Here is a 22,808-nt window from a genome sequence, read left to right on the forward strand (position 1 = left end):
ATTCAGTTCCGCTTGAGAGAGATGGCATAAAATAAGGAGACGGTCAGTATTGGCCAGAGATTTTAAAATGCCGACGACCTGTTCTGCTGAATCGCGCATAGTCGTGATTTCAAAATCGGTTTTCATCAAATAAATCCATATTTTTTAGTCATTAATCTATAACGATGAGTCAATAATATTTTTCTAATAAAGTATTCATACTCTGTGTTTCAGAATTTTAAAATATCGACTAGTTCACATATTTTTCACATAATGCTTAACAATAATCCATATTACTGATTTGCAATATCATTTTTTCTTATCATTTCCAATACAGCTCATCCGTTTTCGCTGACGCACAAGTTCTTCCTTTCTAAACTGTTATAAATTAAATACTTCTTAATATTTTGAATTTTTTACAAGACTTCCAGCCAACTTGGCACTTGCTTTGCTTAAAAAAAATACAGCATTATCTTCACACAACAAGAAAGGTGAACTTTACGATGAAAATAAACAAATTAGTCGGATCTATGGGGGCTCCAACAGTTGGCAAAACAATACTCAAGTTAAGTACGCTTACCTTGAGTATGATGTGTTTGTCTTTGGCGCATGCAGCCGATGAACCAGAAAACTCCGCTACACAACCGACCAAGGTTCAAAAAGTGACAGTGACGGGTTCATCTATCAAAGGGGTAGCTGCACAAAGTGCCTCTCCTATCACTGTACTTAAAGTTGAAGATCTGGTGAATCAGGGGGTCACCACGGTTGAAGAAGCCATTAATAAAGTAAGTGCGAACCAGGCAGGTTTTGCAGTTTCCCAAAATATCGGTAAAAGCAATACTTCGGGTTCTGCTGCCAACCTTCGTGGTATAGGTACCGATAAAACCCTGGTTTTATTAAATGGCCGTCGTTTAGCCAACAGCCCCTTCAGCACTTCTGAAGTTAACCTGAATATCATTCCACTGGCAATGGTTGAACGTATCGAGATTCTGCGTGATGGTGCTTCTGCTGTATATGGTGCAGATGCAATTGCGGGGGTAATTAACTTTATTATTAAAAAAGAATATCAAGGTTTTGGTATTTCCGGTGGCCTGCAAGCACCTGAAGAAAAAAATGGCGACAAGTATGATGTCTCTATTTTCGGTGGTTATGGCGATCTGGATGAACAAGGTTTTAACGTTTACGGGGTAATCGATTATCGTACTTCTGACATGATCATGGCCAAAGATCGTAAAGTCAGCCGTCGTGGTGGCCTAATTCCTGAACTCAACATGGCAATTGGTTCCGGTTCGGGCTTTCCTGCCAACTTGCAATCATCAACTCTAGGCATAGTTAACCCTTATATTAATCAGAACTGTAATAATGCTCCAAATATGTTCATCTCAGGGAGTCGCTGCCTGTTAAATACTCAAGCACTCATTGGCATTACTCCAGATGAAGAAACCTTTTCTGCTTTAGCCAAAGGTACATTTAAACTCACCGATTCATTAAATGCCGTTGCTGAATATATTTATACCGAAAGTGAAGTGACCACTTCAATTGCCCCAGACGTATGGGCTGGAACCCTTTCTATTCCAGATACCAGCAAATACTACCCGGGCCAAGGTATTACGCCAGGCATTGATGGTCTTACAGATACAAGAGTCCCACTTTTTTTACGTTCACAGTCAGGTAACCGTGTTTCTCAGTCAGTGAATGAATCTAACCGCTTCTTTGCAGGAGTCGAAGGTGAAGTTTTGGGCTGGGATGTAAATGGTGGCGTAACCTATGCCAAAAGTGAAGCAACTGACAATTTCGTCAGTGGTTATCTGAACCAGAGTCAGGTTCAGGCTGCACTTAACGATGGCACTCTGAATCCATTTGGCCCTCAGGCAGCTGCAGATGCTGGAAAATGGTCGACCTTTGATGTAGCAGGCGCGACCAATATGGCTAGCCTGGATTCCACCACAGTAGACTTCACTATCAGTCGTCCAATCTACGAACTGCCCGCTGGTGAAGTTGGCTTTGCTTTAGGCGGCAGCTTTACCACCCAGGACTGGGAAGCCAAGGTCAATGCGGATCTGGTTCGACAGGTTCCGGGTAGTGGTATTGATCCGAATAAACCTGCAAGCTCTGGTGACCGTGATATTACTGCAGTATTTACCGAATTTCACATTCCAATCTTGCCGAGCTTAGAAGCTCAACTTGCAGCACGTTATGATGACTATAGTGACTTTGGTGACACTTTTAACCCAAAAGTATCTCTACGTTGGGAACCACTGAAAGAACTGATGTTCCGTAGCTCTTATAGCACAGGATTCCGTGCACCAAGTATGTGGGAAATTAACTCTTTACAAAGTGAAACCAATACCAGCACCAACTTTAATAACCCGCGTTTTTGTAATGCGGATGGCACACCGAACAATATCGAGTTTGCCGATCAGTGTGGTATGCAGTTCAAGCGTAAACAGGGTGGTAATCCGGACTTACAGCCGGAAGAGTCAACCTCTTTTACAGCCGGTTTCGTTTATGAGCCGATCAAGAATCTGGTCTTCACTGCCGATTACTACAATATCGATATTGAAGGTCTAGTCGATACAGTTACACCTAATGATATTTTTAATGATCTTGATCGCTATAGCAACCTGATCGTTTATGCACCAGATGGCCGTATTCAGTATTTAAATACCACCTTACAAAATATGGGTGGCTTAAAAACTGAAGGGATTGACCTTAGCCTGAATTATTTAACCCCAATGACAGCGACCGGCCGCTTCGGTTTTGGCATTGATGGGACCTATGTCATCAAAATGGATGAGCAAGAAGAGCCGGGTGGTTCATGGAAAGGTTTGGTGGGCATCTATGATGATCCTGCTGTAGTGCGTTGGAGACATATTGCCAATATTAACTGGTCTTATGAAAACTGGAAAATGAGACTAGAACAACAATATATCCGTGGTTATGAAGACTTTTCACAAGAACGTGATGTAAGTGCTTATACGCTTTATAACTTTGCAGGAACCTATAACGGATTCAAGAATCTGGAACTAACTGCTGGTATCCGTAACATGTTTGATGCGGAACCACCTGCTTCTGATGCAACTAACAATGCCCAATATGGCTATGACCCTCGTCATGGTGACCCAATGGGCCGTACCTACTTCCTACGTGGTACCTATAAATTCTTTTAATTAATTAATTCGCAAACACTGCTGCCAAGCGGTGTTTGCAGTTTTCCCCGTTTAATTTTAGTCGAACAAAAAAATAATGCTGCCTGTAACCAAAAACAATTTTCTCATCAGTGCACTATTTCCTGTTTGTCTTAAATTCTAGGAGTCATGATGGGCACAAAGTTTGAAGACTTAGAAAAAAACTCCGCCAAAAAACTGACGGGTATTGGGGTGGTGGTTTTCTTGCATATCCTGGTTGGCCTGGTACTCATGGCGGGTATGGCAAAAGACATTATTAAACCGGCCGAACAGCCGGTTGAGCTGATGATTATCCAGGATATCAAGCCACCTGAACCTGAACCACCAAAAGAAACCCCGCCAGAACCACCGAAAATAGTGGAACAAGTGCCTGAGCTAAAACCGGTTGAAAAAGTGGTTCCTGTACAAAAAACCCTTCCAACACCGAGTCAGCCAACGACTGTTGCAGTACCTACTCCGGTTGCAGCCAGTCCTTCACCAAGTCCGGTAGCAGCACCGGCCCCAGTGGTTGCAGCCGCTCCAGCGCCTACGCCACCACCTGCTGGCGTTACTCGTGGGGTAGCGCAAGGTGAAGCCGGCTGTAAACGTCCTGACTATCCACGTGATGCCCTCATGAATGATGAGCAAGGTGAAGTTCTGATCTCTGTCTATGTAAATACTGCTGGAAAGGTTCAGGATGCCAAAGTGAAAAAGTCGAGCGGTAGCCGTTCACTGGACCGGGCAGCCTCCAAAGCATTCAGTTTATGTACCTTCAAGCCAGCAATGAAAGATGGCGAGCCGCAAGAATCTTGGTATGACATTCCCTATGAATTTGTCCTTGACTAACAGATACAACAGATAAAGAAAAAAATCAGGAGATCCATGATGAAAAAATCACTACAACCTTTTAAAAACATGACCGCTGCCGGTGTGATTGCCATCAGTACCTTAATGCCTTTACAAGCCGTTTTTGCAGAACAGTCTGCTACATCAAATACGAGTGCAGTCACTGAAACTGCCACTGTAACGCCAGCAACAACGGCTACACCTACTCCGCCCCCACTTCCGGCTGAACCGGTAGCCGAAGAGCCTGCGTATAATCCTTATGGTTTAGAAGCCATGTGGAAAGAAGGTGATATCGTTTCAAAGATTACCCTGTTTATTCTATTAATCATGTCGATCGGTACCTGGTACATCATGATCAGCAAGTGCCTGCAACAAGGAAAAATACGCAAACAGGCCAAACAAGCTGAAAATACCTTCTGGGAATCTTCTTCTCTGGACAATGCTGCCGAGAATCTGGATGAAGCCAGCGTCTACCGTTTTATTGCGGAAAAAGGTATCAAGTCAACCAAAAATCATGGTGGCAATTTACTTGAACGTATTGATTTTAATACCTGGGTCACCATTTCGATTTCCCGTGCAATCGACAAGATCCATAACCATTTAAGCGGCGGTCTGGCTTTCCTGGCAACGGTAGGTTCTACCGCTCCTTTTGTCGGCCTGTTTGGTACAGTTTGGGGGATCTACCATGCACTGACTGCAATTGGTGTTTCTGGTCAGGCTTCGATTGATAAAGTGGCAGGCCCAGTGGGTGAAGCACTGATCATGACTGCAATCGGTCTGGCAGTCGCAGTACCAGCCGTACTTGGCTACAACTGGTTGACTCGCCGTAATAAAGCGGTCATGGAAGAAGTGCGTACTTTTGGTTCTGATTTGCACGCAGTATTACTCAGCGGTGAAATCACCACCAATACTCCTGTAAATCGTGACGTGAAGTAAGAGTGAGGCATCAGCCATGGGAATGATGGTCAATTCAAATGACAGCGATGATGATGAGGTAATTGGAACCATTAATACCACACCTCTGGTTGATATTATGCTGGTTCTGCTCATTATCTTCCTGATTACAGTACCGGTTGCAATCCATACCGTCCCTGTCGATCTACCTGAAGAAAGAAATGTACCTTATGAAACCAAGCCAGACAATGTGCAGCTGGCCGTCAATAAAACTGGAGATATTTTCTGGAATGAAATTTATATCGCAGATAAATCGGTTTTACTGAGTCGCTTACAGGCCGAAGCGCAAAAAACACCGCAGCCTGAAGTACATATTCGTGGCGATCAGTTAACTCCTTATGAAGCGATTGATCAGGTGATTAGTACCACCCAACAAGCCGGTATTGGCAAAATTGCTTTTGTCACGACACCGCCCGCTACACCTTAAAAGCGAAGAAGGATTAAGTTTATGGGTATGAATGTGGGTTCGAATCAAGATGATGATGTGATGCTGGATGTCAACATGACACCACTGATTGATGTGATGCTGGTCCTGTTGATCATGTTTATTATCACGATTCCATTACCAAATAACTCGATTAATATCGATCTGCCGAATGGAACACCCCCTGTCACTGATGAAAAACCGCCTGAGCCAGTGGAATTACGTCTGGATGCACAAGGCAATATTTTCTGGAATGAACAGCCCGTAGCAAGCCCTCAGGCTTTGGAAGTGCTGTTTCAGACAGTAGCCAGAAAGGCAGATCAGGATCAGATTAAAATCAAGGCCGATCGTGCTACCGAATATAAATATATCGCGATGGTCATGGCTTCAGCACAACGTCTAGATGTCAAAAAAATTGGCATTATGAGCAATAACACGCCGTAATTTTCACCCCAGAAAAAAAACCCAGCATATGCTGGGTTTTTTGATTGATCTGATCTTACATCTGCGATTGAATATAATTTTGCAGGCCAATCAGTTCGATCAGACGCAATTGTTTTTCCAGCCAGTAGGTGTGATCTTCTTCGGTATCTGACATTTGCTGGCGCAGCATATCACGGGTGATATAGTCCCCTTTTTCTTCGCACAGCTTGATGCCCTGTGCCAGTTTTTCTCGCACATGATATTCAAGTTTCAGATCGGCTTTCAGGCAGCTCACGACATCTTCACCAATCTCAACGTCATCGCGTTGCATGTTCGGTGTACCTTCAAGGAACAATACACGGCGGATAATCGCATCCGCATGCTGGGCTTCTTCCTGCATTTCGTGATCGATACGTTCAAAGATTTTGGTTAAACCCCAATCTTCATACATACGAGAGTGAATCAAGTATTGGTCACGAGCAGCCAGTTCGCCACCGATCAACATATTTAAATAATCTACGACTTCTGGATTACCGCGCATTTGAATTACTCCCTACCTTTATGCTGCTATTATGGAGAAAAGCATTCAGATTTGCAAAGCTTAACCAGGTTAAATATTTGATTTTTATATAATTAAAATGAGAAGTACTTGCATTTACACTTCGTTCTGAATCAAATCCCATTTATAAAACAATACTTTGCATTTTTACGGCGCTCGGCTCTACAGCTAAATACACCAAAGAATGTTCAGGTTAAATTTTGTAAATATTCATGAAGATCAGTCAGATTAATAGTTTTTGTATAAACATCACCGCATTGGCGTACTTCATGCTTAAATTTCGCTTATGATGCAGACAAATTTAAAACAACAATGGTTCAACTATGACACATCTACACACTACAGCGCCGGTTCTGGTCACCGGTGCATCGGGTTATATTGCCAGCTGGGTCATCCAGAAATTACTCACGCAAGGCTATACCGTACATGCCACGGTACGCGATCTGAATAAAACTAAAAGCTTTACTCACCTAGAAAAAATTGCTGACAGTAGTGCGGGAACTCTCAAGTTATTTCAGGCCAATCTATTAAGTCCAGGCTCTTTTGATCAGGCCATGCAAGGTTGTGAAATTGTTTTTCATATGGCCTCGCCTTTTGTGGTGACCAATTATAAAGATGCGGTCAAAGACATTATTGAACCTGCGGTTTTAGGCACTGAAAATGTCCTGAATAGTGTCAACCATACCGAATCCGTAAAACGCGTGATCGTCACGTCGAGTATTGCTTCCACTTATGGCGATGCGGTTGATATTCTGCAAACTGAAAATAACAGTTTTGATGAATCACACTGGAATAGCACCAGTTCGGCCACACATCAGCCTTATCCTTATTCCAAAGTCATGGCAGAGCGCAAAGCCTGGGAGATGGCAGAAGCACAGGATCGCTGGAAGCTGGTCTGTATTAATCCAGCGCTGGTCTTTGGTCAATCCTTAACCCCCAACACCCAGTCTGGCAGTGTCGAGGTCTTGCAGCAATTCGCCAATGGCATGACGCTACTCGGTGTTCCACCCATGTGGAATGGTGTGGTCGATGTGCAGGATGTCGCTGAAGCACATCTCCGTGCTGCATTTAAACCGGAAGCACATGGGCGTTATATTATTTGTAGTGAAAGCCTGAGCCTGCTGGAAATGGGTCAGATTTTACGAGAAAATTTTGGCAATAAGTTCCCCTTCCCGCGCAATCAGTTGCCAAAAGCGGCCTTTAAACTGTTTGGGCCATTGGCAGGCTTTAGCTCTAAGTTTGTGGAACTGAATATGGGTTATCCAATTTTCTTTAATGCCCAGAAAAGTAAAGATGAGCTCGGCATTGAGTATCGTCCGGTACAAGAAAGTCTGGTCGAACATTTCCAGCAATTACTCGATGATGGCGTAGTCAAAAAATATATTCCTTAATCGTACTAGCTCAAACCTGATCTGACAGTTACCGATTTTTTTATTGTATCTGTCAGATTAAATTTGAGCGACTACACCGACTTATGCGCCCACAAGCTCACTATTCCTGCCTAAAAACAAGCTAAGCAGAAGTCCAACGCGCATTTTTCCACGCTTGCTGTTGCTTTGCATCTAGGAAAGTCCAAGCCACAAAACGACTCTCTTTTTGCCCCTGCGTCATTTTAATGGTTTTTAAATCCACTGCACCGCACTTACGCAAGGTATTTAACAGCATAGGCAATGTGGTTTTCTTAGAAACCAGTGTACTAAACCAAAGACATTGCTCAGCAAATTGTGTGCTCTCTTGTACCATCTGGCAAACAAAGCGTTCTTCTCCACCGTCACACCACAGCTCGTTCTTTTGTCCGCCAAAGTTTAACACCACTTTAGACCGATCAACCGGTTTGCCAAGTTTGCGTAATTTTTGCGTTGCTGTGGCATTTGCTTCATCTTGCGAAGCATGAAATGGTGGGTTACACAGGGTCAAATCAAAACGATCTGAAGGTTTAATCACGCCTTTGAAAATATTGCTCGGTGTCTTTTGCAATCGAATCTGAATCCCCTTTTTGAGATTTGGATTTGCCTCCACAATAAATTGAGCACTTTTAACCGATGCAGGATGAATGTCTGAGCCAACAAATTTCCAACCATAACTACGATGACCAATAATCGGATAAATACAGTTCGCGCCCACCCCAATATCTAATACGTGAACGGCGTGTCCTATTGGAATCTGACCTTTATTGCTATCACTCAACAAGTCCGCCAAATAGTGAATATAGTCGGCTCTACCCGGAATAGGTGGACAAAGATAATCTTGAGGAATATCCCAATATTGAATACTATAAAAATGCTTGAGCAATGCTTTATTGAGCATTTTCACAGCTTGAGGATCAGAAAAGTTGACTGAAAGATCGTTATATTGATTCGGGCTGACAAAAGGCGCAAGTTCCGGACAACTCTTGATTAACTGAGGAAAATCGTAACGACTGCGATGCAGATTTCGTGCATGTAATTGCGATTTTTGTTGCAGAAAAGATTTCTTTGCTTGAGCCATGTGTATGTCAATCATCAACGGGAGAACAGAATCAATAAGGCAGGATCTATACCTGTGAATGAATCGATATTGTACGTGAATTCAACTCACATTGCCGAACCCGTCCTTGTATTTGTCTATCCTCCCCCCTCTCATTCACCTATAGTTTTGAACTAGCAATAAAAAAGACACCTCAAGACTCATCATCCTTAGTGTCTTTTTTATTTAAGTCATTGTTTAGAACTGATTAGTCTTCGATTTGCCCATGCTCTTTCATCAGGGCAATGAACTGTTCCTCATTGATGACCGTTACACCCAGCTTTTCTGCCTTGTCCAGTTTAGAACCGGCTTTTTCACCGGCTACCACGCATTTGGTTTTACTGGATACACTGCCGCTGACTCGCGCACCCAGTGCCTGAAGTAATTGAGTCGCTTCATCGCGCCCCATACTGCTTAAGGTTCCGGTCACGACCCAACTTTCGCCATTGAGTGGCTGACGGGTCGGTGCAACTGGCGCATCCCAGTGAATGCCTGCTGCCAGTAAACGATCCAGAACTTCCAGATTATGCGGCGCCTGAAAGAAATCAATAATCCATTCTGCGGTAATATCCCCTACATCTGGCGTTTTTTTGAGTGCTTCGATATCCGCGATACGTAATGCATCCAAGGTCTGGAAATTATTGGCCAGCATGCGCGCTGTAGTTTCACCCACGCCACGAATACCGAGGGCATAAATAAAAGCGGCCAGTGTGGTTTTCTTACTGTTCTCAATAGAATCTATTAAATTCTGAACAGATTTTTCACCCATTTTTTCAATCTGTAGTAGCTGCTCACGATGTTCATGCAGGTGATAAATATCCGAGACATCTTTCAGCAGATTTAGATGCAGCAAAGATTCTGCCCAGCGATCACCCAGACCCTCAATATCCATGGCTTTACGTGAAACAAAGTGACGAATCGCCTCAATACGCTGCGCTGCACAATACAGCCCACCCGAACAACGTGCCAAGGCTTCGCCTTCCGGCATCACCACCGGTGAATCACAGACTGGACATTGCTCAGGTAAATGCACTTCAACGGCATCCACCGGGCGGAATTCCGGCCAGACTTTTTCCACTTTAGGAATTACATCGCCACTACGATAGACACTGACGGTATCACCAATCCGTACATCGAGACGGTGAATTTCGCCAATATTATGCAAGGTCACATTAGAAACAGTTACGCCGCCGACCGCCACCGGATTCAAACGTGCCACCGGTGTCAGAGTTCCGGTACGACCCACCTGCCAGTTAATATTTTCAACGGTGGTCAAGGCGGCAACTGCCGGAAATTTATAGGCGGTGGCCCAACGCGGCTCCCGGCTCAGAAAACCGAGTTGCTGCTGCTGTTTCAGGTCATTGACTTTAATCACCATGCCATCGATTTCTACACTGAGACTGGCACGTTCCTCAATGATCTGTTCATAGACTTTTTGCACGTCCTGAATACTGTCACAAATAAAGTGGCGCTCACCTACAGCAAAACCAAACTGACTCAGCCATTCCAGACTGTCCGACATGCTGCGTTGACCATGATACGGTACACACTGCGCAATTCCATAAGCATAAAAAGCCAGTGGCCGTGATGCGGCAATATTCGGATCGAGCTGGCGCAAACTTCCTGCCGCGGCATTACGCGGATTGGCAAAGGTCTTTTCACCTTTTGCTGCATTGGCGGCATTCAGTTTTTCAAAGCCCGATTTCGGCATCAATACTTCGCCGCGTACTTCCAGCAAATCGGGAATAACGCCATTTACTGCTGATAACAGCTTCGGCAGGTTGCGAATGGTTCTGACATTCTGGGTAATATCTTCACCGGTTTCCCCGTCGCCGCGAGTCACACCACGGGTCAATACGCCATGCTCATACCACAGGGAAATGGCCAGACCGTCAAATTTCAGTTCTACATCATATTCGATTTTTTGATTCGGCAAACGCTCTTCAATACGGCGAGCAAAAGCAAAAAGATCGTCCTGATTAAAGACATTGCCCAAGGACAGCATCGGAACGGCGTGAGTAATGCTCACAAATTTTGCAAGTGCCTGCCCGCCGACTTTATCGGTCGGGCTATCCGGCTGGATCAGATCGGGATATTGTTGTTCTAAAGCTTTGAGCTGATGAAAGAGCTGATCATATTCACTGTCTTCAATGCTCGGTTGATCCATCACATAATAAGCATGATTATGCTTGGCAAGCAGTTGAATCAGTTGACGCATTTGCGCAATGACAGTGGCATCTTGGGTCATAATTTCACCATAAAAAAGGGCGGAAAATCCGCCCTGTAGAATATTCAGCTTTTGGCTATTATAAAAATTGCAGTCCACAGATTCAACTTGCAGATCGAACAAAACCGCTTAAACTTCTGTAGGTTGACCCGCGCGATAATCAATCGCCTGATGGCGCCAGAATTCACGTAATTGTGGTGTAAATTCCTGCTGGTTCTGATCGTAGACCAGACCATCCACTTCACGGGCAATCAGACGTGAAATACTGTCCATGGTATCAAAGGCATTTTGTACATCGCTATGCGGCAAAGCCAGGAAGAAGGCCAGACCTTTGACTTCCTGAGTCGAGAGAGTTTCCAGATCAAAACCTTCCATGCCGGTATCCGTCATTTGCAGTACCGAAAACAGCAGTTTTGAATCATCTTCACTATAGCGGTGGAAACAGGCCAGTTCGCCATAACGCAGACCATATTTCAACAAGACTTTCAGGGTTTTATCACCTGAAAGTACCCGGCCTTGCGGATAGATATGCAATGAAATAATCGTTTCAGCATTGGATAAGGCACTTTCTTCATCCACTATTTTCTGTTCATGCAGATGAGCATCCAGAATACTGCTTTCATCATTAAATTCAGAAATTTCCGCTTTTTCAATACTGCTGTTCAGACTGAATTCAACAGCGGTATCTTTATCTTCCGTCTGGTTATTTTCCGCTTCTACTTCGGCCGGCTTTTGCTCCACTGATGTTTCGGCTGCTTCTGTGCTTGCAGAACTTGCCACGACTTCAGCTTCGGTCACTGGACTCGGCTCGACCGCTGCAGCTGTCTCAAGCACTGCTGGCTCAGCCAAGATCGGTTCAGGCTTGCGAAATGCTGAGGGCTTTTCAGGGGCCGGTTCTTCTACACGCAGGCTTGGCTCTACACGCTGTGCCGGTTCTGCTTCCTGTTTCGCCAGTTGCGAACGCACATGCCTTGGAATGACAGGGGTCTGGCTGTCAGGATCGATATGCAGGTTGGCATCCAGTGACGGTACAGCCTCTACAGGTTTTTTGAACAGCATTCTGATGCCGAACAGCATGATGACAATTGCTATCACAATCCCGATAATGGTGGTGATTTCCATATTATACCTCCGCAGCTAAGCCGTATTCTTTTGCCTGTTCCAAATTTACTGTCACTAATTTTGAGGTTCCCGGTTCAGGCATGGTTACACCTAGAAGATCAGTCGCCATCATCATTGCAAGTTTGTTATGGGTAATATAAATAAATTGTACGTGTTCAGAAAGTTCTTTCACTAAATTACAAAAACGTCCTACGTTGGCATCATCCAGCGGTGCATCGACTTCATCCAGTACACAAAAAGGAGCCGGATTTAGGCGAAAAATCGCGAATACCAATGCCAATGCCGTTAAAGCCTTTTCTCCACCAGAGAGTAAAGCCAATGAGCTGTTACGTTTACCCGGTGGTCGGGCCATCAGTTTTACACCCGATTGCCAGCCATCTTCAAGGCTTAAACTCGCTTCGCCACCTTCAAACACTTTAGGAAACAGCTGTTGCAGTTCTGCATTGACCTGGTTAAAGGTGTGCATAAACAGTTTGCGGGTTTCCTGATCAATACTCTTCATCGCAGCCTGCAACTGTTCTACAGTATTTTCCAGATCCTGCATCTGGTGGCTCAGCTCATCATAGCGTTTCGAGACTTCCTCATATTCTTCAGAAGCCGCCAGATTCACGGCACCAAGTTTATCAAACTGCGCCTGAGCTTTTTCCAGTTTGGCCTGATGGTTTTTGACATCAATATTCAAGCCACTGATGACTTCATGATTCAGTTCTTTTAACTGTTCCGAATAATGCTGCAAGTCGGATCTAGCCGCTTGCCAGGCCAGACGTTTGGCTTCCAGATCTGTACGCAGTTTTTCATCCTGCTGCTGGAAACTGTGACGCTGTTCAGTTAAATGCTGCTGTTTGCTCTGCACCTGATTCAGTTCTACCTGCCAGTCCGCCCAGGTCTTCTGCAGTTTTTCGGTGATCTGTGCCTGCTCATTGAACTGGCTTTGTAAGGCAGGCAGTTCCAGCTGTACCGGATCGACAAACTTCTTGGCCTGCTCGATTTGTGCTGTAATTTGCTGAGACTGCTGTTTTAGGAATAGCTGATCTTTTTGTAGCAATTCGATCTGTTGCTGGCTCTGTACACTTTGACGGCGTAACAACTCCAGCTCCTGTTGAGCCTGTTGACTCAGCTGCTGTGAATCATCCAGCTGAGCGCTCAATTCTTCCAGCTGGAATTGCAGGATTTTATAATTCGGTAGCGCCTGCTCCAACTTGATATTCAGGGCATGCAGGTCGATTTCCATATCATCCTTCTGCATGGCATCTTCTTCAAGCTGCTCATCCAGTTGTTGCAACTGATGCTGTAATTGCTGTTTTTGTAGCGCGAAAGCCTGAGCACTGCTTTGCACTTTGGCAATATTGACATCAATTTCCTGTAACTGCTTTTGTCTGTGCTTTTGCTGCTCACGGATACTTTGAATCTGGTTCTGTAATTCCGCCACTCGCGTATTCAGCTCAGGCAGTTGCTGCTCAAGCTGTTCTAACTGGGCATTAAGCGCCGATAACTGAAGCTCAATTTCCTCCAGACGAATCCGGTGGCTGAGTGCCCCTTGTCCTGCCTGACTGGCTTCATCATAGTCCAGGGCAATCACCCAATCCGCACCCACATGGTAGCCATCTAAACTCAGTAATGTCTGGCCTTGTGATAACTGAGATTGAAGTTTTAAGGCTTCGCTTAGATTCTCGGCCACCGCAACTTGCTGCCAGAGCGAATAGTGCGGAGATTCAATCCAGTCGGCCAGAGACAGCGTATTGGCAAGTTGAATTTTATCCTGCACAACATATTGCTTTAACTGACGCGCACGATCTTCAAGGAAGTTCTCGCCTTGTGCCAGAATTTGCGCAGTCAGCCATTTTGCTAAAAACTTTTCGATCAGGCTGGCATGTACTTTGCCTGCCTGATTAAGCTTAAGCACCTGCATCAGCTGTACTGCATCGGCTTTGGCATGAGGGTTGGCTTTGGTCAGCAACTGACTCAGATTTTTTTGTTCTGAATGAAGCACCTGAATTTCAGATTTGAGCTGCATCAGCTGTTGTTGACGACTTGCCTGTTCTGCCTGCATCTGCTCAAGTTGAGTTTTCAGTTCTTTGAGTTGAGTTTCAAAGCCAGCAATTTGCTGTTCAGCCTGTGCTTTATCTGTCTGATACTGCTCCAGCTCATCCTGCTGCGCTTGATGCTGAATCTGAACACTCTGCTGCTGTACGGTGTGTTTTTGCTGCTCAATCCGCTCGATATTCTTGGCCAGTTGTTCACTTTGCGCCAGCATCTGCATTTTACGCTGCTGTTGCTGTTCGACCTGGGTTTTGATCTGAGCGAATTGTGCTGCGACTGTTGTATGTTGTGATTTCAGATCGGCCAGATTTTGACTCTGTGCCTGATTCCGGCCATCTTGCTGCTGCAATTGTGCCTGCTGATCTTCAGCTTGTTGCTGCAAAGTCTCAAGTTGCAGCTCGATTAACTGTAAACGTTCTTTGGTCTGGGCTTTTTGCTGTTCCAGTTCGATCAGACTGCTGGAATTCTGCTCGAGCAGAGACTGCTTTTGCTGCAAGGTCATGTCCAGTTCGGCCAGTTTCTTCTCGGCCTGTTGCCATTCACTTTGCAAAGGTGTGGATTGCTGAATCAGACGCTGAAACAGTTCACTGGTAGTTCCCAAATCATGTTCAACCGTGGTCAGTTCGGAACGCACCAGCTTAAAGTTTTCCCCGAGCGTATTCATCTCCACGGTATATTCTTGTTGCAAGCGCTGGCTTTGTTCACATTGAAAAGACAGGATTTCAATCTTGATGCTGCGGATCTGTGTTTCCAGTTGCTTATATTGAATCGCGCTTTCAGCCTGACGTTTCAGAGTTTTTAGCTGAGATTTCAGCTCAGAGGCAATATCTTCCAGACGCGACAGGTTTTGCGTGGTGTGATCCAGATGCAGCATGGTTTCACGGCGCCGTGCCTGATAACGCGAAACCCCGGCAGCTTCTTCAATATAGACCCGCATTTCATCCGGCTTGGCATCGACCAGACGGTTGATCATGCCCTGTTCAATAATCGCGTAAGAACGTGGCCCCAGACCGGTGCCCAGAAAAATATCGGTAATGTCACGACGCCGGCATTTGCTGCCATTCAGGAAATACTCAGACTTGCCATCGCGGTTGACCTGACGGCGGACTGCCAGTTCATTATAGGCATTATAAGCACCGCCCAGTTTGCCATAGGTATTGTCAAAGCGCAGTTCTACACTGGCCATGCCCACCGGTTTACGCTTGGCAGTTCCGGTAAAAATCACGTCCTGCATGCTGCCACCACGCAGCTGGCGCGCACTGGACTCGCCCATGACCCAGCGTATGGCATCAATGACGTTAGATTTACCACACCCGTTCGGTCCCACGACTGCAGTACGGTTATCTTTAAAATGTAAAGTGGTACTGTCGGCAAAAGATTTAAAGCCTGAAAGTTTTAAACTGCTTAAACGCATAATGTCCTGATTTAACGTCGTGAGCGTCTGGCCCACGCGAGTTCAATTTGTTTCATCCGTGTCAGAGATTCCAACACAAGGTTGCGTAAGTGTCGACAAAAATCTTCCATAAATAAAGCGGCCTGATGGGTTTTTCGTATCAAAATTGCTTCAGTGACCAGTTTAAATAAGTCGAAAGATTCCTGTAACTCGCGTCTGGAAATATTCAGGGTCAGGAAATAGCTACGCCGCAAGCAAGGTAACAGTTCCTGATAGTAGCGCATCAGATAGGGATTTCCGACCATCTCATGTTGCTGGGCCATGCCCTGAAAGATCAGATCATAAAACTTTTCTGTATGTCCTTGGCGAGTTTCTGCTTCTAATTGTTCTAATAATAGCTGAATGCGCTCGGCTTCATGACTCCGCCAGGTTTCAGCTATACGATGCACCATCTGCCCCAGCAATAAAGAGGTAATATCAAATAAGGCCCGCACCTGCAAGGCTGACATTTCCGAGACAATGGCACCGCGACGCGGATAAATTTCAATCAGCTGGGTGCGTTCCAGCAACAGCAGGGCTTCACGAACTGACCCTCGACTGACATCCAGCTCCGAGGCAATCCTGAGTTCCTGTATACGTTCGCCTTCGACCAATTCGCCGCGAATAATCTGTTCGCTAATGTGTTTGGCAATCTGCTCAGACAAACTGTGTGCTTGTTCTAATGGCATACCGTTCCTGTCTTTATTTTTATGGATACTGGTTCAGCCCATGATTTGGGCTATATTGCTATTAGACAGAATTTTTTCGATGAATACTGTGACATTGTCAGACAATCTTGTGTCTCTACAGCCAACTCAAGTTCATAAAAAAGGAGAATAGTGAACCATTCTCCTTAGGTGATACATCAGTTCAACCTAAAAAATTAAATCAGGCCATAAAACCTTGATAAATAAAATACAGGCCGACGGTGGTCAGTAAAGCCGCAAAACATTTTTTCAGTACCGCAGGTGAAAGTAAATGTGCCACTTTTGCACCGAGTTTGGCGGTAAAAAAACTCATCATGCTGATGCCAATAAAGGCATAGATATGAATATAGCCAATCGTATTTGGTACTGCGACCTGGGCCTGTTGACCAAACCAGATAAAGCCCAGTGCGCCTGCCACGGCAATCGGCAACCCACAAGCCGCAGAGGTCGCCACGGCTTTTTGCATCACGATGCCACAGCGATTCAAAAACGGGACTGTCAGACTACCGCCACCAATCCCAAAGATCGCCGATGCCACACCAATCCCACCGCCCGCAGCGAGTTGTACCGGGGTTGAAGGCAATTTTTTATTCGGATCGACCTGAACATTGGCGCCTTTAAACATTCTAAACGCCACCCAGACTGCAAAGAACCCGATCAACAGCTGCAAGCCTTGACCAGATAAATAGTCAGCAATCCCTGCGCCCAGGAAGGAACCGATAATCAGACCGGGTGCCAGATTACGAAATACCGACCACAACACGGCACCTCTTTGATGATGCGCCATGACAGAACTGATCGAGGTGACAATAATGGTAGCCAGAGAAGTCCCCACCGCCATGTGCATAATCACGCTGGGATCGTACTGGAGCTGGGTAAAAACAATGTACAGAATCGGCACAATAATCAAACCACCACCGACCCCAAACAGGCCAGCGGTAAATCCTGCAATTGCACCAATCAATAAATATATGATTAACTCCATAACGATATTTACCACGTTTAGATTCAAATGGATGTAGAAACTCGTGAACTGCAACAACGATTAAGCGATGCAGGCCAGCTTCCGGAAGTATTGCTCATCAAACCGATTACCACATCGACCAATGACGATGTGCGGGAATTGGCAACCAAGGGGGTACAGCAGGTTCTGGTCTGTAGCCATGTGCAGACCCAAGGCCGTGGGCAGCGCCAGCGTCAATGGATTTCACCTGAAGGGAATATCTATTTAAGCACATTGCTGCATACACAAAAACCCATCGATGGCCGTTTGGCTCTGGAAATTGCGTTAAATATCCTGCAAATGCCCAGTCTACAAGGGCTGGACTTGCAAGTAAAATGGCCGAATGACCTGTATAGCGTCAAAGGCAAATGGGGCGGCATTCTGGTAGAACCGATTTCACCTACGCAGGTGGTGGTCGGGGTCGGGATCAACCTCAGCCCAATGTCTGCTGAGGTTCCCGAGCAGCAAGTGACCTCATTGAATGAGTTGGGCCTGCATCCGGGTTCACGCATTCAGCTGATTGCAGAACTGTATCTGGCGATTCAGCAAGCCGGACAATGGTTTAGTTATGGCAGCCAGAATCTGTCTGGTCGTTTCAATCGACATGCCGCTTTTATCCAAGAGAGGGTTGAATTTACCGATCTGCAAGGGCAATATTCAGGAAAATTTCTGGGTATTCAGGATGATGGTGCGGTTAAAATCGTGACTGAAACAGGTGTCCACATCTTTTACCAAGGTCAATTACGGCTCAAAAATAATCCTTGAACAGGCATAATCCATGAAGAAACTATGGCTAGATATTGGCAATACCCGACTCAAATACTGGATTACCGAACAAGATCAGATCATTGAACATGCAGCGGAATTACATTTACAGTCCCCTGCCGATTTGTTACTTGGCCTGATTCAGCACTTTAAAACGCTGGATCTGGATCAGGTCGGATTGTCTTCGGTTCAGGACAAGGTCAATAATGAGCGCATTCTCAGTATATTAGATGGTCTGCATATTCCAGTGATTTTTGCTCAGGTGCAGGCCCAATATGCTGGCCTGATTTGTGGCTATGATGAACCGGCACAACTGGGGATTGACCGCTGGCTACAGGTACTTGCTGTCGCGACCCAGCCTCATGAGAATTATTGTGTGATTAGTTGTGGTACAGCGCTGACCATTGACCTGATTCAAGGACAGCAACATTTAGGCGGTTTTATTCTGCCAAATTTATATTTACAACGTGATGCACTGATTCAGAATACCAAAGGTATTAAAATTCCGGATGCCGCATTTTCTGAGCTCAATCCCGGACGCAATACCATCGATGCAGTACATCATGGCATTCTGCTCGGTCTGCTCAGCACCATTGAAAAAGTGCTGCATGATTTTCCGGCACAGCTGGTACTAACCGGTGGAGATGCTCCACTGTTTGCCCAACATCTTGAGCCGTATCAGCCGAGGATTGAACCTGATCTTCTGCTTAAAGGTTTGCAGCATTTTGCGGCTCATTTGCCAGACACAGTTTCATGATTTCGAGCAATTGAGGAAATTCGGTAAATCCATCACATTTGTTAAAATGTCCGGCTTTTTTAATCTCAAAAATTTGAGCATTTAAGCTGTGGGCCAGGCGCAAGGAAACCGGTGCAGGTACAAAAGGATCATTACTGGAGATCAGTATGACCGCGCGTTTATAGCTATACGGCAGGTTGTTCAGATCCAGTCGTGTCGCCTGCAGCATTTTATTCAGTTCCGACCAGGCCACCAGCGGTGTATCGAAAGCTGAAACCAGAATACCCCCGCCGATCTTGCGGTGCTGCTGGAGATAATGTTGCTGTAAAAAACTTAAAACACTGAGTCCACTCAGGCCATGGGCAACTAAAAAAGTATGCTCATCCAGGTGTGGAATATGCAGTTTCAGATTCTGCTGCCATTCTTCTAGATCAGGCTGAAAAGGATTGGCCAGCATAATCCGTTTTGAATCAACACCGACATTTTTGAGTTGGCGACTCAGCCACGGATACCAATGGTCATTTGAGGTGGCCTGATAATCAGGCACGATATAGACTTTGTTGATTATATTTTTCATCGTGTTTTACTTATTATAATTGAGCACAAAGTGCTTTGACAAAAACTACTATTAAACAGTCTGAAGATGAAATTCAAGTAACTTTTTGCATCCCATCTCAGACTCAATTTGCAAATTGAACGAATCCAACAACCTGCTTAAGATTCAGCTTTAATCAGATAAGGCTCAATCACTTTCCAGAGTTCTGGCAGGTCGGTACAGCCTTCTGAATCGATAAAATGTCCCTGATGCTTGGCACTCACCACAATCGCATCCAGACTGTCTGCCTGTTCTAGGCTAAATTCAGGCTCCACCCGATCATCGCCTTCAGAATAAATCACCACACGTTCTGCCACCTGCTGTTTAAGCAGATCAAAATCGATCTCAGCGGCATCAATAAATGGGTTTACTTCATCTAAACGACCCAAGCGGCCATTAAATCCTGCGATCAATACCAATTGCTGAATCTTTTGCTGTTTTAATTCTCTGGATAAGTAATGCAATACAGCCACAGTTCCCAGGCTATGCCCGATAAAAATACTGTCTTCATCAATCCCCTCAATCTGTTCACGCATTTGCTGGTCCCACACCTCCAGCTTGGGTGTGGTCGATGGGTCAAGTCGCAGTACTTTTAAGCTGACATTTTCCTGTTGGGCTTTTTCCTGAATCCATGGAAACCAGTTTTCTTCCGGGCTTGCAGTATAACCATGGACGATGATCACTTGAGCCATTTTAAATTTCTCTTTGTTTTGTGCTGATGTTCCTGAGTCTGCCTGATTGGATTTTTATTTTGGGTAAGTAAATGTTGTTTTGTTTAAACCGGTTTTCTGATTGATACATAATAAAAAAGGCGCACTTAGCGCCTTTTTTAAATCAGAATCTTATTTCTTGTCATTGCCGCCGAACAGTGGTCCCATGCCACCGCCGCCGCCAAACTGTTTCTGCAAACCACCGAGTGATTTCATCATTTTTGCCATACCTGACGGATTGGCAAACTTCTTCATCATCTTGGCCATTTGCGCATGTTGTTTAATCAACTTGTTGACTTCCGCCACTTCCATACCACAACCTGCTGCGATACGTTTTTTACGGCTTGGGTTCATCAAGTCTGGATTACGGCGCTCTTTGATGGTCATCGACTGGATAATCGCTTCCATTTTCTTGACCTGCTTTTCAGGATTGGCCTGGGCCAACGCATCTTGCAGACCGGCATTGCTCATGCCAGGAAGTTTGTCCAGGAAGCCCATCATGCCGCCCATTTTGTTCATCTGCTCAAATTGCATCAGCATGTCTTCAAAGTTGAAGCTGCCACCCTTTTGCAATTTTTTCGCCATTTTTTCGGCTTTTTCTTTGTCGACCTTACGCTCAAGTTCTTCGACCAAAGAAAGGACGTCACCCATACCCAAAATACGCTGCGCGATACGTTCAGGATGGAATGGCTCCAAGGCATCGAGCTTTTCGCCCATACCCAAGAATTTGATAGGCTTACCGGTAATGGCACGTACAGACAATGCCGCACCACCGCGTGCATCACCATCGGTTTTGGTCAGGATCACACCGGTTAAAGGCAAGGCATCATTAAAAGCTTTGGCCGTATTCGCTGCATCCTGACCGGTCATGGCATCGACCACGAACAGGGTTTCAGTCGGGTTAATCGCCGCGTGCAGCTCTTTAATTTCGTCCATCATGTCATTATCGACATGTAAACGACCGGCAGTATCGACAATTAACACATCAGCAAACTGGATTTTTGCCTGTTCAATCGCACGATTTACAATCGTAATCGGTTTTTCGTCTGCGCTGGATTCTAGGAAAATCGCACCGACTTCGCCTGCAACCGTTTGTAGTTGCTTGATCGCTGCGGGACGATAGACGTCGGCAGAAACCATTGCCACTTTTTTCTTTTGACGTTCTTGTAAAAAGCGTGCCAATTTTGCTGCAGTGGTGGTTTTACCTGCACCTTGCAGACCTGCCAGCAGGACAACGACCGGTGGTTTTGCGGCAAGGTCAAGGCTTTCATTGGCCGCGCCCATCATTTTGGTCAATTCGTCATGAACGATTTTGACAAAAGCCTGTCCAGGAGATAACTGAGTCATCACTTCCTGGCCCAATGCCTCTTCCTTAACTTTCGCGATGAATTCACGAGTTACAGGTAACGCAACATCGGCTTCAAGAAGCGCCATACGCACTTCACGTAACGTATCTTTAATATTGTCTTCGGTTAGCTGCCCTGAGCCAGTAACATTTCTTAAACTCTGCGTGAGTCGTTCTGTTAAGGTATCAAACATTGCAAAATCCGCTTAAAATAGCCATGAGCAAAAAATTGTTTCTTAAAATAGAAAATTTATGCATAGAATGCTATAGGATACTGTAGTTCGCAGCGAATTTATATAAATGAATATTCATCACCCTTAAAAAGGTTTGACATGGTTAGCCTCCCCTTGGTTTATACGATCTTAGCATTAGTCGCTTATACCGCTTCATTCTGGTATCTGTTCATTCATTTAATGTCTAAACGTAGCCCCAATCAATGGTTTGTCGGCTTAACCGCGCTGCTCGGACTAGTATTGCACGCGCTGGTTTTATATGGCGATATGCGTACTCCGATTGGCATCAATTATGATGTCTTTGCCCTGTTTTCCTTTACTTCGGGCTTGATGCTGTTACTCAGTATTATTTACAGTACATATCGTCCAATTATCGCCTTGAATCTGATTGGTATTCCCGTGGCCGCCACGGGTCTAATTCTCGGCTTTGTCTTTACCCAGCCGGCTAAAATCATTAGCCAAAATTCTCTGGGCCTGGACATTCATATTATTTTGTCTTTGTCTGCCTATGCCGTATTGCTGATGGCCACCATTCAGGCTGTGATTTTGCGTTTGCAGGATCGTGAACTCAAGAAAAAGCAAAAACGCCGGGTCTGGGTCAGCCTGTTACCGTCTTATCAGGACATGGAATCACTGCTGTTCGATATGCTGATGACCGGTTTCGTCTTATTGACGCTTGCTTTAGGCTTTGGCTTTTTTACCATTGATAATTTCTTTGCCCAGCATCTGGCACATAAAACAGCCTTTAGTATTATTTCCTGGCTGGTTTACGGTTCACTGTTAATCGGGCACTGGAAGTTTGGCTGGCGTGGCCAGAAAGCCGTACGCTTTACCCTGCTCGGCTTTGGCTTGCTGGCCCTGGGTTTCATTGGTTCTAAATTCGTGCTGGAAATGGTTTTGAATAAATAAATATTTTCTTCTTTCTTCTTTCGTATGGTCTTTTAGAAGCTCAGGCTTTTGAGTTTCTATCTGTTCAACAAAATATTGTACTAAATCAAAAGCCATTCACTTGCTCCATTATTTTTTAATCTAATAA

The 22,808-nt window shown here is 45.1% G+C and carries 19 protein-coding genes and 1 pseudogene; 9 read left to right on the top strand and 11 right to left on the bottom strand.

From position 1 onward, the window contains the following. Nucleotides 1–126: pseudogene (locus tag FTV48_RS11730) on the bottom strand (transcriptional regulator); the annotation flags it as partial. A gap of 356 nt (nt 127–482) precedes the next feature. Between FTV48_RS11730 and FTV48_RS11735 the strand changes: the two are divergent. The 5 genes from FTV48_RS11735 to FTV48_RS11755 all read left to right on the top strand — a co-directional run bounded on the left by FTV48_RS11735 (nt 483) and on the right by FTV48_RS11755 (nt 5,814). Continuing rightward, nucleotides 483–3,149, top strand: a complete 2,667-nt coding sequence (locus FTV48_RS11735) for a TonB-dependent receptor (RefSeq protein WP_180000443.1) — start codon at nt 483–485, stop codon at nt 3,147–3,149. 150 nt (nt 3,150–3,299) lie between these two features. Then, nucleotides 3,300–3,992, top strand: a complete 693-nt coding sequence (locus tag FTV48_RS11740; protein ID WP_100328935.1) for an energy transducer TonB — start codon at nt 3,300–3,302, stop codon at nt 3,990–3,992. Between the two features lie 36 nt (nt 3,993–4,028). After that, nucleotides 4,029–4,928 (top strand): MotA/TolQ/ExbB proton channel family protein, encoded by a 900-nt coding sequence (locus FTV48_RS11745; RefSeq protein ID WP_180000445.1) that lies wholly within the window; start codon nt 4,029–4,031, stop codon nt 4,926–4,928. A gap of 16 nt (nt 4,929–4,944) precedes the next feature. Continuing rightward, the gene (locus FTV48_RS11750) at nt 4,945–5,373 is read left to right on the top strand and encodes a biopolymer transporter ExbD (RefSeq protein ID WP_100328937.1); all 429 of its coding nucleotides are present in this window, start codon (nt 4,945–4,947) and stop codon (nt 5,371–5,373) included. 21 nt (nt 5,374–5,394) lie between these two features. Continuing rightward, on the top strand, nt 5,395–5,814 hold the full coding sequence (locus FTV48_RS11755) for a biopolymer transporter ExbD (RefSeq protein ID WP_100328938.1): 420 nt from the start codon (nt 5,395–5,397) through the stop codon (nt 5,812–5,814). 55 nt (nt 5,815–5,869) lie between these two features. Here the strand turns inward: FTV48_RS11755 and bfr are convergent, their stop codons facing one another. Then, a complete protein-coding gene (gene bfr, locus FTV48_RS11760; RefSeq protein ID WP_005095949.1) occupies nt 5,870–6,334 on the bottom strand; it encodes a bacterioferritin in 465 nt (154 codons plus the stop codon). A 341-nt stretch (nt 6,335–6,675) separates the two neighbouring features. Here bfr and FTV48_RS11765 point away from each other — a divergent pair, with 341 nt between their 5' ends. Next, the gene (locus tag FTV48_RS11765; RefSeq protein WP_005172411.1) at nt 6,676–7,743 is read left to right on the top strand and encodes an aldehyde reductase; all 1,068 of its coding nucleotides are present in this window, start codon (nt 6,676–6,678) and stop codon (nt 7,741–7,743) included. 121 nt (nt 7,744–7,864) lie between these two features. On the opposite strand, the gene rlmF is transcribed toward FTV48_RS11765, so the two are convergent. The 6 genes from rlmF to FTV48_RS11795 form a co-directional block, all read right to left on the bottom strand. Beyond that, the gene (rlmF, locus tag FTV48_RS11770) at nt 7,865–8,839 is read right to left on the bottom strand and encodes a 23S rRNA (adenine(1618)-N(6))-methyltransferase RlmF (RefSeq protein ID WP_100357348.1); all 975 of its coding nucleotides are present in this window, start codon (nt 8,837–8,839) and stop codon (nt 7,865–7,867) included. Nucleotides 8,840–9,065: 226 nt separating this feature from the next. Further along, nucleotides 9,066–11,105 carry an NAD-dependent DNA ligase LigA gene (gene ligA / locus FTV48_RS11775; protein WP_180000447.1) on the bottom strand — a complete coding sequence of 680 codons (2,040 nt, stop codon included), beginning with the start codon at nt 11,103–11,105 and terminating at the stop codon, nt 9,066–9,068. Nucleotides 11,106–11,213: 108 nt separating this feature from the next. Continuing rightward, nucleotides 11,214–12,206, bottom strand: coding sequence for a cell division protein ZipA C-terminal FtsZ-binding domain-containing protein (locus tag FTV48_RS11780; protein WP_100355523.1), 993 nt, complete (start codon nt 12,204–12,206; stop codon nt 11,214–11,216). Between the two features lies 1 nt (nt 12,207). Further along, nucleotides 12,208–15,660, bottom strand: coding sequence for a chromosome segregation protein SMC (gene smc, locus FTV48_RS11785; protein ID WP_180000453.1), 3,453 nt, complete (start codon nt 15,658–15,660; stop codon nt 12,208–12,210). Nucleotides 15,661–15,671: 11 nt separating this feature from the next. Continuing rightward, complete coding sequence (locus FTV48_RS11790; RefSeq protein ID WP_180000448.1) at nt 15,672–16,367, bottom strand: GntR family transcriptional regulator; 696 nt, start codon at nt 16,365–16,367, stop codon at nt 15,672–15,674. A 199-nt stretch (nt 16,368–16,566) separates the two neighbouring features. Beyond that, nucleotides 16,567–17,370, bottom strand: a complete 804-nt coding sequence (locus FTV48_RS11795) for a sulfite exporter TauE/SafE family protein (RefSeq protein ID WP_005095936.1) — start codon at nt 17,368–17,370, stop codon at nt 16,567–16,569. A 27-nt stretch (nt 17,371–17,397) separates the two neighbouring features. Between FTV48_RS11795 and FTV48_RS11800 the strand changes: the two genes are divergently transcribed. Both FTV48_RS11800 and FTV48_RS11805 read left to right on the top strand, forming a co-directional pair. Continuing rightward, a complete protein-coding gene (locus FTV48_RS11800; RefSeq protein WP_074384114.1) occupies nt 17,398–18,153 on the top strand; it encodes a biotin--[acetyl-CoA-carboxylase] ligase in 756 nt (251 codons plus the stop codon). 13 nt (nt 18,154–18,166) lie between these two features. Next, entirely contained in the window at nt 18,167–18,910 is a 744-nt protein-coding gene (locus FTV48_RS11805; RefSeq protein WP_005172432.1) for a type III pantothenate kinase, read from the top strand. Here FTV48_RS11805 and FTV48_RS11810 read toward each other — a convergent pair. From FTV48_RS11810 to ffh, 3 genes are all read right to left on the bottom strand, one after another. Continuing rightward, nucleotides 18,861–19,466, bottom strand: coding sequence for an alpha/beta hydrolase (locus FTV48_RS11810; RefSeq protein ID WP_180000450.1), 606 nt, complete (start codon nt 19,464–19,466; stop codon nt 18,861–18,863). The two genes, FTV48_RS11805 and FTV48_RS11810, sit on opposite strands and share 50 nt — an antisense overlap. A gap of 137 nt (nt 19,467–19,603) precedes the next feature. After that, the gene (locus FTV48_RS11815) at nt 19,604–20,176 is read right to left on the bottom strand and encodes an alpha/beta hydrolase (RefSeq protein WP_005095930.1); all 573 of its coding nucleotides are present in this window, start codon (nt 20,174–20,176) and stop codon (nt 19,604–19,606) included. Between the two features lie 150 nt (nt 20,177–20,326). Then, the gene (ffh, locus tag FTV48_RS11820; RefSeq protein ID WP_005095929.1) at nt 20,327–21,733 is read right to left on the bottom strand and encodes a signal recognition particle protein; all 1,407 of its coding nucleotides are present in this window, start codon (nt 21,731–21,733) and stop codon (nt 20,327–20,329) included. A 138-nt stretch (nt 21,734–21,871) separates the two neighbouring features. On the opposite strand from ffh, the gene FTV48_RS11825 reads away from it, so the two are divergent. Then, nucleotides 21,872–22,681: an inner membrane protein YpjD gene (locus FTV48_RS11825; RefSeq protein ID WP_180000451.1), complete on the top strand. Its 810-nt coding sequence runs from the start codon at nt 21,872–21,874 to the stop codon at nt 22,679–22,681. The last annotated feature ends 127 nt before the right edge of the window (nt 22,682–22,808 follow it).

Origin of the sequence: Acinetobacter sp. YH18001, from assembly GCF_013416975.1 — a bacterium.
GTDB classification, from domain to species: domain Bacteria; phylum Pseudomonadota; class Gammaproteobacteria; order Pseudomonadales; family Moraxellaceae; genus Acinetobacter; species Acinetobacter pseudolwoffii.

Bases quoted from the DNA above. Each gene is read 5' to 3' on its own strand.
- FTV48_RS11810 (WP_180000450.1), bottom strand. From the start codon at position 19,466: ATGAAAAATATAATCAACAAAGTCTATATCGTGCCTGATTATCAGGCC.
- ligA (WP_180000447.1), bottom strand. From the start codon at position 11,105: ATGACCCAAGATGCCACTGTCATTGCGCAAATGCGTCAACTGATTCAA.
- bfr (WP_005095949.1), bottom strand. From the start codon at position 6,334: ATGCGCGGTAATCCAGAAGTCGTAGATTATTTAAATATGTTGATCGGT.
- smc (WP_180000453.1), bottom strand. From the start codon at position 15,660: ATGCGTTTAAGCAGTTTAAAACTTTCAGGCTTTAAATCTTTTGCCGAC.
- rlmF (WP_100357348.1), bottom strand. From the start codon at position 8,839: ATGGCTCAAGCAAAGAAATCTTTTCTGCAACAAAAATCGCAATTACAT.
- ffh (WP_005095929.1), bottom strand. From the start codon at position 21,733: ATGTTTGATACCTTAACAGAACGACTCACGCAGAGTTTAAGAAATGTT.
- FTV48_RS11790 (WP_180000448.1), bottom strand. From the start codon at position 16,367: ATGCCATTAGAACAAGCACACAGTTTGTCTGAGCAGATTGCCAAACAC.
- FTV48_RS11755 (WP_100328938.1), top strand. From the start codon at position 5,395: ATGGGTATGAATGTGGGTTCGAATCAAGATGATGATGTGATGCTGGAT.
- FTV48_RS11735 (WP_180000443.1), top strand. From the start codon at position 483: ATGAAAATAAACAAATTAGTCGGATCTATGGGGGCTCCAACAGTTGGC.
- FTV48_RS11750 (WP_100328937.1), top strand. From the start codon at position 4,945: ATGGGAATGATGGTCAATTCAAATGACAGCGATGATGATGAGGTAATT.
- FTV48_RS11795 (WP_005095936.1), bottom strand. From the start codon at position 17,370: ATGGAGTTAATCATATATTTATTGATTGGTGCAATTGCAGGATTTACC.
- FTV48_RS11780 (WP_100355523.1), bottom strand. From the start codon at position 12,206: ATGGAAATCACCACCATTATCGGGATTGTGATAGCAATTGTCATCATG.
- FTV48_RS11800 (WP_074384114.1), top strand. From the start codon at position 17,398: ATGGATGTAGAAACTCGTGAACTGCAACAACGATTAAGCGATGCAGGC.
- FTV48_RS11745 (WP_180000445.1), top strand. From the start codon at position 4,029: ATGATGAAAAAATCACTACAACCTTTTAAAAACATGACCGCTGCCGGT.
- FTV48_RS11740 (WP_100328935.1), top strand. From the start codon at position 3,300: ATGGGCACAAAGTTTGAAGACTTAGAAAAAAACTCCGCCAAAAAACTG.
- FTV48_RS11825 (WP_180000451.1), top strand. From the start codon at position 21,872: ATGGTTAGCCTCCCCTTGGTTTATACGATCTTAGCATTAGTCGCTTAT.
- FTV48_RS11815 (WP_005095930.1), bottom strand. From the start codon at position 20,176: ATGGCTCAAGTGATCATCGTCCATGGTTATACTGCAAGCCCGGAAGAA.
- FTV48_RS11765 (WP_005172411.1), top strand. From the start codon at position 6,676: ATGACACATCTACACACTACAGCGCCGGTTCTGGTCACCGGTGCATCG.
- FTV48_RS11805 (WP_005172432.1), top strand. From the start codon at position 18,167: ATGAAGAAACTATGGCTAGATATTGGCAATACCCGACTCAAATACTGG.